The 15418-nt window shown below is 64.0% G+C and carries 11 protein-coding genes; 10 read left to right on the forward strand and 1 reads right to left on the reverse strand.

Annotated features, from left to right (window positions below; genetic code table 11):
• Nucleotides 1-34 precede the first annotated feature (34 nt).
• The 10 genes from tssH (at nt 35) to LDZ28_RS27935 (ending at nt 13003) form a co-directional block, all read left to right on the forward strand.
• A complete protein-coding gene (gene tssH / locus LDZ28_RS27890; protein WP_244831868.1) occupies nt 35-2719 on the forward strand; it encodes a type VI secretion system ATPase TssH in 2685 nt (894 codons plus the stop codon).
• Complete coding sequence (locus LDZ28_RS27895) at nt 2716-3495, forward strand: toll/interleukin-1 receptor domain-containing protein (RefSeq protein WP_244831869.1); 780 nt, start codon at nt 2716-2718, stop codon at nt 3493-3495. Before tssH ends, LDZ28_RS27895 begins: the two co-directional genes overlap by 4 nt.
• Before the next feature lie 159 nt (nt 3496-3654).
• Entirely contained in the window at nt 3655-4143 is a 489-nt protein-coding gene (locus LDZ28_RS27900) for an Hcp family type VI secretion system effector (RefSeq protein ID WP_244831870.1), read from the forward strand.
• Between the two features lie 64 nt (nt 4144-4207).
• Entirely contained in the window at nt 4208-5785 is a 1578-nt protein-coding gene (locus LDZ28_RS27905) for a type VI secretion system Vgr family protein (protein WP_244831871.1), read from the forward strand.
• 78 nt (nt 5786-5863) lie between these two features.
• Nucleotides 5864-6907: a hypothetical protein gene (locus LDZ28_RS27910; RefSeq protein WP_244831872.1), complete on the forward strand. Its 1044-nt coding sequence runs from the start codon at nt 5864-5866 to the stop codon at nt 6905-6907.
• 13 nt (nt 6908-6920) lie between these two features.
• Entirely contained in the window at nt 6921-9638 is a 2718-nt protein-coding gene (locus LDZ28_RS27915) for a DUF2169 domain-containing protein (protein ID WP_244831873.1), read from the forward strand.
• Nucleotides 9635-10675: a pentapeptide repeat-containing protein gene (locus LDZ28_RS27920; protein ID WP_244831874.1), complete on the forward strand. Its 1041-nt coding sequence runs from the start codon at nt 9635-9637 to the stop codon at nt 10673-10675. The genes LDZ28_RS27915 and LDZ28_RS27920 overlap by 4 nt, the downstream gene beginning before the upstream one ends.
• A gap of 23 nt (nt 10676-10698) precedes the next feature.
• The gene (locus LDZ28_RS27925; protein WP_244831875.1) at nt 10699-11400 is read left to right on the forward strand and encodes a DUF3540 domain-containing protein; all 702 of its coding nucleotides are present in this window, start codon (nt 10699-10701) and stop codon (nt 11398-11400) included.
• A 56-nt stretch (nt 11401-11456) separates the two neighbouring features.
• Nucleotides 11457-11849: a DUF4150 domain-containing protein gene (locus LDZ28_RS27930; RefSeq protein ID WP_244831876.1), complete on the forward strand. Its 393-nt coding sequence runs from the start codon at nt 11457-11459 to the stop codon at nt 11847-11849.
• Between the two features lie 41 nt (nt 11850-11890).
• Nucleotides 11891-13003: a serine hydrolase gene (locus LDZ28_RS27935; RefSeq protein WP_244831877.1), complete on the forward strand. Its 1113-nt coding sequence runs from the start codon at nt 11891-11893 to the stop codon at nt 13001-13003.
• A 50-nt stretch (nt 13004-13053) separates the two neighbouring features.
• On the opposite strand, the gene LDZ28_RS27940 is transcribed toward LDZ28_RS27935, so the two are convergent.
• The gene (locus LDZ28_RS27940) at nt 13054-15045 is read right to left on the reverse strand and encodes a hypothetical protein (protein ID WP_370652289.1); all 1992 of its coding nucleotides are present in this window, start codon (nt 15043-15045) and stop codon (nt 13054-13056) included.
• Nucleotides 15046-15418: the final 373 nt, after the last annotated feature.

Below are 15418 nucleotides of genomic sequence, written 5' to 3' on the forward strand. Positions count from 1 at the left end.
ACCGATATCAAGAGACACGAGAGGAGCCCAAGCCATGTTGCTGGTCGATCTGAAACCGCTGGTAAGCCGGCTCAACGGCTACTGCCGGCAAGCGCTCGAAAACAGCGCCGGTCTGTGCATCTCGCGCGGCCAATACGAGATTTCCGTCGAGCACATGCTCGTCAAGCTGCTCGACGATCCGCAAAGCGATATCCCGCTTTTGCTGCGCGAACAGAACATCGATGCCGCGCTCTTTCGCCGCGCGCTCGATCGGTCGATAGAAGATTTGCGCGGCGGCAATACGGGCCGGCCGGTGTTCTCGCCGGTGCTGCTCGAACTGCTTCAGGATGCGTGGCTGATCGCCTCGGTGGACTTGCTCGAAACGCGCGTGCGTTCCGGTGCGATCCTGCTCGCGTTCCTTGCACGCGCCACTTTCTATGCAACCGGCGGCTATGCCGACATGCTGCGGCCGATCAACCGCGAGAGCTTGCTCGCGCGCTTCGGCGCGGCGTCGGCGACGTCGATAGAGCAGACGGCGGCGGGCACTTCGTCGGCATCGGAAGGCGGCGCGAGCGCGGCGGCCGATTCGGACGGCAGCGCAATCGCCAAGTACTGCGAGAACTTCACCGAGAAGGCGCGCGAGGGCAAGATCGATCCGGTTTTCGGACGCGACGCCGAAATCCGCCAGATGGTCGATATCCTCGCGCGGCGGCGCAAGAACAACCCGATCTGCGTGGGCGATCCGGGCGTCGGCAAGACGGCGGTGGTCGAAGGACTGGCGCTGCGTATCGTCGATGGCGACGTGCCCGAGTCGTTGCGCGACGTGACCATCCTCGGTCTGGACATGGGCATGTTGCAGGCGGGCGCGAGCGTCAAGGGCGAATTCGAAAACCGGCTGAAGGGCATCATCAACGAGATCAAGGCATCGGTGAAGCCGGTGATCCTGTTCATCGACGAGGCGCATACGCTGATCGGCGCGGGCGGTCAGGCGGGCACGTCGGACGCCGCGAACCTCTTCAAGCCGGCGCTCGCGCGCGGCGAGTTGCGCACCATCGCGGCGACCACCTGGGCCGAGTACAAGAAGTACTTCGAAAAAGACGCGGCGCTCGCGCGGCGCTTCCAGCTCGTGAAGCTCGACGAACCCGACTTGCCGACCGCGGTGCTGATCCTGCGCGGCCTGAAGGAACGTTACGAAGACGTGCACAAGGTCGTGATGCGCGACGACGCCATCGTGGCCGCCGCCGAATTGTCGAGCCGCTATATCACCGGGCGCCAGTTGCCGGACAAGGCCGTCGATCTGCTCGATACCGCGTGCGCCCGCGTCAAGGTGCTGCAAAGCGCGAAACCCGATGTGCTCGAAGACACCGAGCGCCGCATTCAGGCGTTGGAGCGCGAACGGCGCGGACTCGAACGCGATCGCGACAACATGCAGCCGGTGGACGACGAACGCCTCGCCGCCATCGCCGATGCCCTGCCTTCGCTCGAAGCCCGCGCGGCGGATTTGCGCGTGCGCTGGCTCGCGCAGAAGGAAGCGGGCGAGGCGCTCGTCGCGGCACGGGGAGCCGTGGCCGCCGCACGCGCCGCCGCGCAACCCGAAGCGCAGATCGACGCCCTGCGCGACGCCGCCAAGCGCGCCGAAGCCGATTTGCGCGAAGCCCAGGGCGATCAGCCGATGGTGCGCGTGGACGTCGATCCCGACGTGGTCGCGAAGGTCGTCAGCGACTGGACCGGCATTCCGCTCGGCAAGGTGCAGCGCGATCAGGCGCAGACCATCCTGAACATGGAAACGACGCTCGCCAGACGCGTGCGCGGTCAGGATCACGCGATGCATCAGATCGCCGAAGTGCTGAAGTCGTCGGCGGCGGGGTTGAAGGACCCCGAGCAACCGATGGGCGTGTTCCTGCTCGCGGGACCGTCGGGCGTCGGCAAGACGGAAACGGCGCTGACTGTCGCCGACATTCTCTTCGGCGACGAGAAGTCCACCGTCACCGTCAACATGAGCGAGTTCCAGGAGCGCCATAACGTGAGCCGTCTGATCGGCTCGCCGCCGGGTTATGTCGGCTATGGCGAAGGCGGTCTTCTGACCGAAGCCGTGCGTCAGCGTCCTTACTCGGTCGTGTTGCTCGACGAAACCGAGAAGGCGCATCTCGACGTGATGAACCTGTTTTACCAGGTGTTCGACAAGGGCATGCTCTCGGACGGCGAAGGCAAGGAAATCGACTTCTCCAACACGGTCGTGTTCCTGACTTCGAACCTCGCCACCGATGTCATCACCGAACTCACGGCGAACGGCGAGCGTCCCGACGACGAGACCATTCTCGCCGCCGTGCGGCCGATCCTCTCCGCGCACTTCAAGCCCGCGCTGCTCGCGCGCATGACCGTGATTCCGTACTACACGCTGCCGACGGATGCGCTCGCGGGCATCGTGCGCCTGAAGCTCGACAAGATCGTGAAGCGTCTTCTGGGCGCCAACAAGATTCGTCTCGCGTACACGGACAAGGTCGTGGACACCATCGCCGCGCGCTGCACGGAAGTGGAAACGGGCGCGCGCAACATCGACTTCATTCTGCGCGGCACCGTCATGCCGATGCTCTCGCACGAGATCCTTATCCGCATGAGCGAAGCCGAGCAGCCGACGCACGCCGAGCTCGACGTGAACGACGAAGGCGTGTTCGTCGTGTCGTTCGGTTTCGAGCCTGCCGAGGCGAAAGCCGCTGTCATCGAGGAAGAAGCGCAATGAAGCAGGTATGGGTCACGGCGCTCGCCAAAGACGAAGCGCGCATCGCGCAAGTGGCGGCGACGCTCAAGCGCTACGGGATCGCGGCGCAAGGCCACGTATGGCTCGACGAACCGGACAAGGCCGTCGCGCGTGTCGTGCTCGACGCGATGCAGGCGGCCGACGCGTGGATCGTCCTCGTCGATGAAGCGACGCTCGCCAAACCATCCGTGCGCTATGGCTTGTCGCTTTTGTACGCGAGCCTGCAGGCATCGCGCGGCGCGGCGCCGCCGGTGCTGTTCCTCACCGCTTCGGGCGATACCGTGCCGCCACCGTTGTTCGCCGGTGCGCTCACCTTCGCCGATCGGAACGCCGCGTGGCCCGCGAAGCTCGTCGCCGCGCTCGCACGCGCGCCGAAGCAGGCGCCGTTGGCGGCGCTCGGCGGCTATCGCCTGACGCTGTGGGGCGACGAGAACATCGGTCAGTGGTTCGAGATCGGCTCGCTCGAAGGGCCGCTTGCGGGCTTCGCGTTCGGCGTGCCGCGCAGCGACGAAGTATCGATCGACTTTCAGGCGGTCGGCGCACGCGGCGCGCTGCCGGCAAAGACCACGCTCGAATACGCACAGGAGGGTTTGCGCATGCAGATTGGCGGCACGGATTACGTGAGCTGGGCGGTGAGGAATGCGATCGGCCCGGACGATTCGTACTTCGTGCGCGTGCGCGGCTGCCCGGCCACGCTGCTGCTCATGCCTTATCCCGAAGGCGACGACGTCGAAGCGACGATCGTTCGGCTCGGATAACACCGCCATGTTTCGGATGTAACAAACCCGCGCCCCACTCGAAACGAAGCCGCAACGCGGCGACCTTAATCTGTACTCATGCGCTGAACGAGATCGAAGGCGCAAGCGGCCAGGCAAACACACAGCGCGCCGCCAACCCAAACTAACTGGAGATTAATCATGCCGATGCCCTGCTACCTCACCCTCGAAGGCCAGAACCAAGGAAAGATCGAAGGCTCCACCAAGGTTCAAGGCCACGAAGGCAAGATCCTCGTGCAAGCCGTGGATCACACCATCGAAATTCCGAAGAGCCCGCAAACTGGTCTGCCGACCGGCAAGCGCGTGCATGGCGCAATGACGGTGACGAAGGAAATCGACAAGTCGAGCCCGAAGCTGTATCAGGCGCTGACGTCGGGCGAACAGTTGAAGTCGGTGACGCTCGAGTTTTACCGCATTTCGCCCAAGGGCACGGAAGAAAAGTACTACACGGCCAAGCTCGAAAACGCGATCCTCACGCACATGCAGTCGTGGACGCCCAATTGCCTGGACCCGAACAACCGTCAGATGGGCCACATGGAAGACCTCGCGTTCACCTACGAAAAAATCACGTGGACGTACGAGCCGGACGGCATCGAAGCCGAAGATTCTTGGCTTGCTCCCAAGGCTTGATGTAACGCGTCGCGCCGCGGCCTGACCGCGGCGCGCTCCTCGCTTGAACGGCAGATAAAACGCCATGACTTCGCTCTCCGCACGACTCGCCAACAATCAGCGCTTCAGCTTCGTCTCCGATGCTTACGCGGCCGACACGTTCTCGGTGGTGCGCATGCACGGGCGCGAGGCGATCTCGCAACTCTTTCGCTTCGAAGTGACGCTCGTCGCCGACGACGCCGCCATCGATCTGACGAAGATGTTGCAGAACAACGCGACCTTCAGCATCGGCGCACCCGATGACAGTTCGCGCACCACGCCATATTCCGGCATGCTCGCCGAGTTCGACCAGTTGCATCATGCGGGCGGCTACACGTTTTATCGCGCGGTGCTCGTGCCGCGTGCGTGGCGGCTTACGCTTACGCGCACCTGCGAGGTCTATCTGAACGAGCAGACCATCCCGCAGATTCTGGGCGGCGTGTTGCGCGACGCGCAGCTCACGGGCAACGCCGTCGATCTGAAGCTGACGGGCGAGTATCGTCCGCGCAGCTATGTGTGCCAGTTCCAGGAAAGCCACTTCGAATTCGTGTCGCGCTGGATGGAAAAGGAAGGCATGTACTACTACTTCGCGCAGAGCGGCGAGGCGGACACGTTGACCATCGTCGATGACCGCGCCATGCACGCCGCCGATGCGCTGCCGGTCAACTACCGCCCCGCCGACGAACTGGATACGGGCGTCGCGCCGGACTCGGTGCAGAGCTTCGTGTGCCGCACGAAGCCGCTGCCCGCGAAGGTGGTGCTGCAGGACTACAACTATCGCAAGGCGTCGTTGCCGCTCGTCGCGCAGGCGGATGTATCCGCGCAAGGTTTCGGCGAAGCGATGTTCTACGGCGACAACTTCCGCGACGCCGACGAAGGCACGCGTTACGCGAAGCTGCGCGCAGAGGGGATTCTTTGCGGCGGCGTTCGTTTTCATGGTCAGGCCACGGCGGTGGGCTTGCGCAGCGGCTATTTCATGCAGATGTCGCATCACTATCGCGACGACTTCAACGGCCGCTATCTCGTGACCGAGATCACGCATGAAGGATCGCAGGCGGGCGCGCTGCTCGCGGGCATCAAGACGCCGTTTAGCGAAAACGGCGCGGCGCGTGAAGAGATCATCTACCGCAACTCGTTTTCGGCGATCAAGGCGGACGTTCAGTATCGCGCGCCGCGCGACACGGCGCGGCCGACTATCGCGGGCACGCTGAACGCGACCGTCGATGCGGAGGGCAGCGGCGAATACGCCGAACTCGACGAATACGGACAGTACACGGTGCAGTTGCCGTTCGACCGCACGGACAAGGCGGCGGCGAAAGGCTCGGCGCGCGTTCGCATGGCGACGCCTTATTCCGGCGATGGACACGGCATGCATTTTCCGCTGCTGAAGGGCGCGGAGGTGTTGCTTGCATTCAGCGACGGCGATCCGGATCAGCCGGTGATTGTCGGGACGGTGCCGAATTCGGTGAATTCGAGTGTGGTGAATCAGGGGAATCCGGCGATGAATCGAATGGTGACGAAGGGTGGAAACATCCTGGAGATGTCGGATAAGGATGGTGGCCAGACGATCCATCTTTTCTCGCCGAACGGCGCGACACATATTTTTATCGGCGCGCGCGACTAAGGCGCGATAGGCACGCGTTTCCATGTTCCTTTCATTGCATCGACAGCCACGCATCTGCGCTTTCAGGAGATAACAGTCATGAGCTTCACTCAGTTCACACTGGAAGACGTCAACACGATGACGGTCGGAACCACCAACAACCTCGCGGTCGGGGAAGTCAACTCCGCGTTTTGTACCGGCCAAACCGCACTCACAGCAACGACCAACAATTCGGTGACGCTCGGCACATATCTGGCTGCAGTGCTCGGCAACAACGTCACATGGACTTATGGGACCACGCTGGGCATGCAGGACGGTGCAACGGTCGATTTTAGCGACTCCACCTCCACGCAGGCACAAGGAACCGTAGCCCTCAAGGGCGGCATTCATCCTCTCGGCATGTCCGCACTCGCCATCCTCAAGGCCGCGATGACGGCGACCAAGGCGCTGATCGGCGTGACTGTCGCGATTAATCTCGTGTACGGCACCGCGCTCGGTGTGCTCGACGCCACCGACGTCAGCAAGGACAAGGTGAAACAGCAAGCGGCCGAGGCCGCGTCCATAGGCGTGAGCAATGCGCTGCTCACCGCGCTCCTGGTCGTCGTCGTCAAGCGACTCTCGACACTGTGCGAGGCGCTGCGCCAGACATCGACCCTGACCTTGGGACAGACCGGCGTGTCGCTCGGAACGGACTTTCTGCCAGCTTCCCAGAGCACGCTCGGAATGTCGCTTGCAGAAACCACGCTGACACGAATCACGCCGGCCGGTCAGAGTTCCATCTCATTGACGAATGCCACTGCGGGGTTCAAGCGCGTAGGCATCGACACAGGCTCGCTGAATTTCAGCGACGGCGCTTCGTCGCTCGACTTCACCGGACCAGCAGGCGCATCTTCGTTGCTGATGGGCCCGGACCAGGCAACCCTGCGCGGCGGCGACAGCAGCGTGCTCGTTACGCCCGCTACGTTGACGGCGCAGGTCGGCGCGAGCGCTCTGAACATGACACCCGAAGATTTTCTCGTCGAGTCGTCGGGTTGCACACTCAACATGGCTCAGGAAGTGTTCGTCGCGTCCGCGCCCGGCGCCATGATGCTAATCAGCCCCGAGGCGATCGAGGCCGATTCCGCATTCATCAAGCTCGGCTAGGCGATGAACGATCATGAAAATCCTCAAACCAGATACCGCCGGACTCGTCTATCGCACGTTGCGTTTCAACGAGCGCGATCTACTTTCCATGGGCGTGCTCGTGATGTTCGCTCTCGATGCGCCGCACGATGGACCGCCACGTCTCGCCTCCGAACCGGACTTGTGGAAGGCAGGCGCCGGCGCGACGGGAGACGGCCCGCTCGATGCCGGCTTCCCGAAGCCATGCGGCGAATGGCTCGCTTATGGCGCAGCCCACGCGCCGGCAGGCACGACCGCGACACTCGTCGAAACGACCGTGCAAGTAGGCGCTTCGCGAAAATCGCTCTTTGTCTATGGCGATCGCCGCTTCGGCCCGCTCGGAACGATCTCGGCCCCCGAGCCTTTCCACCGCATGCCGCTCGATGCCACGCGCGCGTTCGGCGGTCCTGAACACGCCGCCAATCCCGCCGGGCGCGGCGCGGTGTTCGCCGGCGACTCGGACCGCGTGTTACCTAACGTCGAGACGCCGGACGCGCTGATCGCCTCGCCCAGCGATGTCCGCGAACCCGCCGGATATTGGGCATTGCCCGCCACGTCGCCGCAACGGACCGCGTTGCTCGGCGCCTTCGATGACGACTGGCTCGCAAAGCAATGGCCGCATCTTCCGGCTGACACCCGGACCGATTACTTTTGCACGGCGCCGCACGACCAGCGTATCGCGGGATTCTGGCAAGGCGACGAGCGCATTGTTGTCGATTACATGCATCCCGATCAGCCGCATCTGGCGGCGCGCCTTCCGGCACTCAGGGCGCGCTGCTTCGTGACCCGTCGTATTGCTGGCGATATGCGCTTCGAGGAGTGCGCCGCGCGCCCGGAAACCGTCTGGATCCTGCCGGAGATCGGACAGGGCATCGTGTTATATCGCGCGGTTGCAGCGCTCGGCGATGAAGACGCGGACGACATCGCGCAGTTGATGGTCGACTTCGAGAGCATGACAAGCGCGCCGTTACCCGCCGAATACTATCGAGATCGCCTGCAAGCGCGGCTTAGTCTGACGCCTCCCGTGCCAGCCGCCGCAGTTGCGTTGGCCGCCCCTGCGGCGGCCGTCGCCACCCCGCCTGCCCTGAAAGCACCCGATGCACCTGATGCACCCGCCGTAGCGGGACCGAGCGATCCGGCTGCGTTCGCCGAACTCGAATCGCTCACCGCGCAGATCGAATCGACGACTCAGAATCTGTTGTCGAAGCACGGCATGCAAGCAAGCGAGCTCGAAGCACACTTACCGCAAGCGGGCATGCCGCCGTTCGACATCAAGTCGGGTGGCGATGCGGCATCCATGCAGCGTGACCTTCAATCGCTGACGCAAACGCTAGAAAGCAGCGCCGCTGATCTGATGAAGCGCTATGAACTCACGCCAGCCGACGTCGAGAAACTAACCGCACCCGTGCTCGGCGCGAACGGCGCCAGCGCGCCCGCCGACGCGGCGACGCTCGCCGGGCAGTTGCGCGCAGCGTTCGCGCAGACTCAACAGGCGCTCGCGGCGCGCGGCAGTTCGATCACCGGTCTTGCCGCACAGGTCACCGACCCTGAGACGGTCGCCGCACTGAACGAAGCGGCGAGCATCGACTTCGAGAGCATCGTGGGCGCGCTTTCGACCCTTGGCGCATCTCCGACCGCTGCTGCGCCCGCGACGCAACCGCCCGCGAGCGCCGTGCTCGGAGCGCCGCAGCCGTCTCTACCGCTACGGCTGAATCGCGACGATGTGATAGCGCGCGCCGCGGCTGGTCATTCGCTCGCCAGCCTGAATCTAAGCGGCCTCGATTTGTCAGGCGCGATGCTCGAGCGCGCCGACTTGCGCCTCGCCGTGCTCAACGACGTCCGTCTCACTGGCGCGCGGCTCTCCGGCACCGATCTGTCGGGCGCGATGCTCGCTGGCGCCGATCTCGTCGGGGCGCAACTGCACGACGCGAAGCTCGACAACGTCAGCGCCCGCAACGCCAACTTCGGCGGTGCGCAGTTGCAACGCGCGTCTTTAAGTGCGAGTGATTTCGCGGACGCGGACTTTTCGGCGGCGAATCTGGAGGGCGCGCAACTCGCCCGCGCCATCTTCAGCAACGCGAAGATGATGGGCGTGAAGGCGTCCAGATGCGGCGCGGCGAAAGCTAGTTTTTCGCGCGCGGTCCTTGCGGGCGCCGACTTCACCGGGGCAAATCTCGCGAACGCGGTATTCGATCATGCGTCAATCGCGGGCGCCAGTTTCGTCGATGCGGACTGCTCCGTTCTCCGTCTGTTCGGCACCCAGGGCGCGGGCGCGCGTTTCGACAACGCCAACCTATCGCAATCGCGCGCGGGCCTCGCCGCAAACCTCAGCGGCGCGAGTTTCGTGGGCGCGCGGCTGAACGCGGCCGTATGGCTCGACATTGACATATCTCAGGCAAACTTCGACCAAAGTGCGCTCGATCACGTGAATTTCAGCGGCGTCATAGCCCGTGGCGCGCGCTTCGTCAACGCGCGTGCGGTGTCTATCCGTCTGTCCAAGGCCGATTTGAGCGGTGCCGATTTCAGCCGCGCCAACCTGATGAACGCCAACTTGCGACGCGCCCGCCTCGACGGCGTGCGCTTCGTCTCGAGCAATCTTTACGGTGCGCAATGCTACGGATCAACGATCGGCAACAGCGTGCTCGACGGCGCCAACGTGGATCGCACGCTGCTGCAGATTCCCGGCCGCGTGGAAGGTGAGGTGCGCTTATGAGCGCGCTTCCCGAACTCGTGCCGGGCGCGGCGCTGTCCAGAACCAGCCTGGCAGGCGCGGACCTCGCCGGGCGCGACCTAAGCGGCTGTCTGCTGGAGGGCGTCGATTTGCGCGGCGCCGACCTTTCGCGCACGAAGCTGAATGGGGCGCGCATCCGCCAATGCGATCTTTCGGGTGCGAATCTGAATGCCAGCGTTCTCGATGGTTCCCAATGGCACAACACGCAAGTTGCCGGTGCGCGTCTGCGTGAGACGCAAGCCACACGGGTGTTCTTTACGCGTGTCGGCTTCGGACGCACCGACTTTACGAGCGCGCAAATCGAGCGCGCGATGTTCGACGGCTGCGATTTGAGCGCCGCGACCTTCGCCGGGGCTCGCGTCTATCGCAGCGATGCGCTTGCCTGCAAGTTCGACGGCGCCGACTTCACCGACGCCGATCTCACGCGCTTTACGGCCCGCGACGCCGCGCTCGCGCGGGTAACGTTCTTGCGCACTGAACTCGTACAAGCTTTCTTTCTGAACGGCGATCTTGCCGGCCAGCGCTTCGACCAATGCAACCTCCATCAGTGCCAGTTCACGAATGCGAACCTTTCCGGCTCCGATTTCACCGGTGCAGAGCTCGTGCAGACGCGTTTTGATCGCGCGAAGCTCAACGCGGCGCGCTTTGCGGGCGCATCCGGCCGATACGCGCGCTTTGCGCAAGCCGACTTGTCCGGTGCCGATCTGACCGATGCCGAATTCGTCGTGGCCGATTTCAGCGGCGCGACGCTGACCGGGTCGCGCTGCGACGGCGCGAGTTGGACGCAGGCGGTCTTCACGCGCGCCATCTGGCAACGTTCGACGTTGACGGCGGCACGCTTCACGGACTGCGATCTGTCACACGTCGATCTGACGGAATCCGATTGCGCACGCGCGGATTTCGGCAATGCCGACTTCCATGCGCTGATCGACTCGCGTACGCATTGGGCGGGCGCGTCGCGCAACCACACACGTCCCACCGATCCGGTTCGGCTGCGCGCCGAAACCTGGGGTGTTTGACTTCTACTGTCTTGGAGCACGACATGGATACGCTGCCACTTACCCCTAACGACGTTCCCGCCGGCTGCGCGCCAGCAGTCAGCACGACCCTGCGTGCCGCCACGGTGACCGGTCGCGCAGGACCATGGTTTTTGCTCGACAGTCCCGCCGAGCGTGCCTTGCAGGCTCAAAGCTGTCTGCTCGAACCGCAAGCGGGCGATCTCGTCCTCGTCTGCGGCGCGTTGCCCGCACAGGCTGCAGCCGACGGCGTGACGGCAACGACCACGGTGCCGTATCTCCTCGCGGTGCTGACCCGTGCCCAACCCGACGCCGGCACCATGATGCTGCCGGGCGGCGCAAGGATCGAATCCGCCGACGGCGACTTGCGGCTTTGTGCCACGCGTATCGCGCTGAACGGCGAGGAGGCCGTCGATGCCAGCACGCGCGCGTTCTCGCTCGACGCGGTTTCGACAGCGGTCACGAGCCACCAGGCCAGCGCGCGCATAGCGTCGCTCGACGCGGGTATCGAACGTCTTACGCTAGTCGCGCGCCATTTTCTCTCGACCGTCGGACGTGCCATCTTCCGTGCAAACGACAGTTCGCGATGGATTGAGGGTAACGACGAATTGCGTGCGGGCACGGCTCGCTGGCGCGTAAGCGGCGACGCGCACTTGCACACTCGCCACACGACCCTCGTCTCCGACGAGATGACGCGCATCGACGGCTCGAAGATAGAACTGGGCTGAGGCCCGGCCCCAGTCGACAAGACGCGACGAGACAATCGCACAAACGGAGGTATGCCGTGTTTGCAGTGACCATAGCTGCTGGCGAGATGATCGCCGAACCCGATGTCTGCCAAGTGCCGACGCCCGCTGGACCGGTACCGACGCCGTTTCCGAATATCGCCATGCCCATGATGGGCACGCCGCCGGCCGAGACCGTGCTGATCTGCGGAGCGCCCGCACTCAATCTCGGCTCAGAGATTCCGTTGACCAATGGCGATCAGGCCGGCGTGGCAGGCGGCGTGGCCTCGGGCACGATCATGGGCCCGGCGCGCTTCACCGAGGGCAGCATGAAGGTAATGGTGGCCGGCAATCCCGCCGTTCGGCTTACTTCGCCGACGACGCAAAATCAAAGTAACGCCATCGGCGTCGTGCTGGTGCCGAGCCAGCCTACCGTGATGATCATGAGCTGACCCCACGAGCCACACCGCCTCAAGCAACCACAACAACGACCATGCGCCACACCGCCCTCGCCCTTCTCCTCACCGCCTGCGCCACGCTTCCCGCCGCGGCCCAGCAACCCGCCGACGACAGCGCCGCCATCCGGCAAGTCGTCGATACCTACTTGCAGCCGCTGCTCTCGTCGCATCAGGCGGCGGGGGCGATCGTCGGCGTGTCGCTGCACGGCAAGCGTTACTACTACGCATACGGCTCGGCCAACGACAACGGCGCGCCCTTCACGGCCGATAGCATCGTCGAGATCGGCTCGTGCACGAAAGTCTTCACGACCACGCTCTTCGCGCTCGCCATCGGCCGGCATCAGATCGCGCCGGATTCGTCGATACAGCGCTACATGCCCAACGGCGTCACGCTGCAAAGCGCCGCGCAGAACGTCACGCCGATGCAGCTCGCCGACTTCACTTCCGGCATGCCCGACAATCCACCCGACGCACCGCGCAATCTGCGTTATCGCGGTATCGACCACTACACATCGGCGGATTTCTTTCGCTGGGTATCGTCGTGGTCGCCGGACGGTCCCCTGCCACGTCCCTACATGTATTCGAACGCAGGCGTCGGCGTGCTCGGCGTGACGCTCGTGCAGGCAACGGGGCGCGCGTGGGCCGATCAGCTATCGACGGACATCCTGCAACCGCTTGGCATGACGAGTTCGTTCTCGGGACCAGTCGACGTGCCAGGGCGCACGGCCGAAGGGCATCTTCGAGACGGGCAGCGCGCGCCGCAATGGCCGCTCTTCGCGTGGTACGCGGCAGGTGCCATGCGCTCCACCGCCGCCGACATGTTGCGCTTCGGCGAGGCCAATCTCGGACACGGTGAAATAGACGGACGTCCGGTGCCCGCCGAACTGATCTCGGCGATGCACGCGGCTCAAGCGCCGCGCTACACGTTGCCGAACGGCATCGCGCAGCAAGGCATGGCGTGGGTCACGAACAACGGCAACGGCTCGCCCGGCTTGCATCCGGAAATTCTGAAGAACGGTGGAACGGCGGGATTCAGCTCGGTGATTCTCGTGAATCCGCACAAAGACGCGGCGATTTTTATCGCGGTCAATCAGGGCGAGACGCCGCCCGCGCCAGTGGCGATTGCCATCGGACGGCATCTGCCTTGATGCGAAGCGCCGGAGTGGCGCATCGCATCATGCGTTTTTTTTCGGCGCTTTTACTTCGGAATACCCACGCGCTCGCACGTCGGCAAGCCGTTTTTCGGCACCTGGGTGTAGTGCATGATGTAGCCGTTCGCGAGCCCTTGCTTCGAGGCAAGCACGATCTGTCCCAACTGAGTCTTCGAGGCCAGCGTGGCCTTAGTCGGCTGCTGTTCGATGATCAGATTCTTGAGATCGGGATTCGCGCGCGCCGCGTCCTGACCGATGATCCGCCGGACATCCGACACGCTCGACCGATACCAGCCAATGAACGGGCGATACGAAGGCCCCGCATAGTGGCTGTCGATGATCATCCACGGATCGAGTTTGTCGAGCGCCTCCAGCACGTTGTCGTTCTGGAGGATGGACGCGAGATCGCCGCCAAGACGCGAACCCGGCTCGCCGATATGCGCCGGATCGTAGCGCCAGGCATCCGGTCCATTGCGCAAATCGGACCACTTCTTGCCGGTCCAGGTCACGACGTGCGTGAGGCCAATGGTGCTCGTCGGCGTAAAGGGAACCATCTTGCCTTTGACGATCGGCGACGCGGTGATATAGAGCAAGTCGCCCGGCAGCAGATACTGCGACGTGGTGTCGAAGTTGCCGCTGTTGATATCGAGCAGAACGCCCGCTTGCTTCGGTCCCGCCCAATCAGGCGTGCTTGTTGCGCCCGCGGGCGTCATGCACGCCTGCGTGGTCACGCCGGTTTCGACTTCCGTACTGCCCGTGAGCCCCGCGAAGTTGTAGACCCAAGACGTGAAGTCCGAGCAATCCACGCCATGCCACATGACTTCAGCAGGCGTGTAAGCCGGCGTGTTCGTGGCGGTGACGCCGCTCGCCTGGATCTGCTGCGAACCGGTCGCGCTGCGTTGACCGGTGCAGGTCATGCCGTACTTTGGCGTCTTGGCGCCGCTCGCGCTCGCGGCCGCACCCGACGTGCTGCCCGCCGACGAATTGCGGTACTTCGGATCGGTTCCACCCGAATCGTCCGGCGGCAGCCAGCCCGGCACATGATGATGGCAATAATTGATGTCCTGATCGACCCAGAAGTTTTCCACCGCCATCACGAGTTCGCGATAAAACGTGTCGGTGTCGGTGCATCCTGCAGGCGCCTTGATCGCGCCGTACTGAGCGGCGAGCGGCCCCCAGCTACTGGCGGTCAGATAGGTCGCCCAATTGGTCTTGGTAAGACCGCCGGTGAGCTTTGCCTGCACGTCGTTCTGACGGCCCGCGAAGATCGCGGCGTTGTCCCTGAGCAAGGCGATGCGGTCGCCGCAAGTGGCCGCGCTGCCAATAGCCGTTTGCGCCGCGCCTGGCACGACCGGCGCGAACTGCGCCATCGACGTAATGCCCGAGCGGTTGCCCGCGCTGCCCGCATAGGTCGCGGCGCCTTGCGTGATCGTGCAGTTGCCGCCCGAGGGCGCCGCGACGGTGCCGTCATCGGCGATATCGCCCGAGCCTGCGTGACAGGACGCGAGCGTATCGCCATTGGCTGCCTGTGCGACGATGTTCTGCGTGCTGGTATCGATGGAAGAACCATCCGTCGTGCGGCTTTGCGATTCGGCGCCGAGCGCGAGACTCATCTTCGCGCCATCCGTGACCGTTCCGGTCGTGCCTGCGGTGACGAGCGTCGGCGTGGTCTGCTGGACGTCGATGTCACCCGCGAACGCGTTCACGCGCGCGACTGCGGCGTTGATGTTGTCGGCGCTAAGGCCGCCGGCCGCGCGTGCATCGGCGACGATTGCGTTCGAATACGCCGAGACGACCATCTGCGAAGGCGCGTTGAGATACACGGCATCGATTTCGGTGGAAAGGCTCGTATTGGTGCCGGTCGCTTCTTCCTGGTAGCTGCCGCCCGTTACGCGCACGAAGAGCGGATAGTGCAGGCTGCCCTTGAGCGCGAAGGTGCCGTCGTTGTTGGTCGTGGCAGTGGCGAGCGGCTTGTCGGAGACGGTGCCGTCGGCGGCGAGTTGATACACCGCCACTGCTGCGTTCGCAACGGGACCCATGTACACGCCACCTGAAGTGGACGGCGACGAGCTGCCGCCGCCGCATGCGGCGAGAGCGAGCGAGAGCGCGGCGCTTGCCGCGACAGTAAGAAGAACGGGCTTCACGATAACCTTGCAGAAAGGGAACTGGGCACCACGAAGACTGGCGCGTGACTGATGCCTTTACGGCATGTCACTAGCGTAGGTGAAGGCCGTCAACGGCAAATGGCCGATAAGCCTTACAAACCACGTCCATTTCCGAAGATTGAAGCGGTTAAGTGAAAGCGGTGCAAAGGGCGTTCGTCAATGGGCGAACGCCTGGGCGAGGGGGTTTGAACGGTGTCTCTTGCTCAAGCTGCTGGCGACGACGCATTCACAAAGCCCCAAGAAGATA

It is taken from the genome of Caballeronia sp. TF1N1, assembly GCF_022878925.1.
Classification (GTDB): Bacteria; Pseudomonadota; Gammaproteobacteria; order Burkholderiales; family Burkholderiaceae; genus Caballeronia.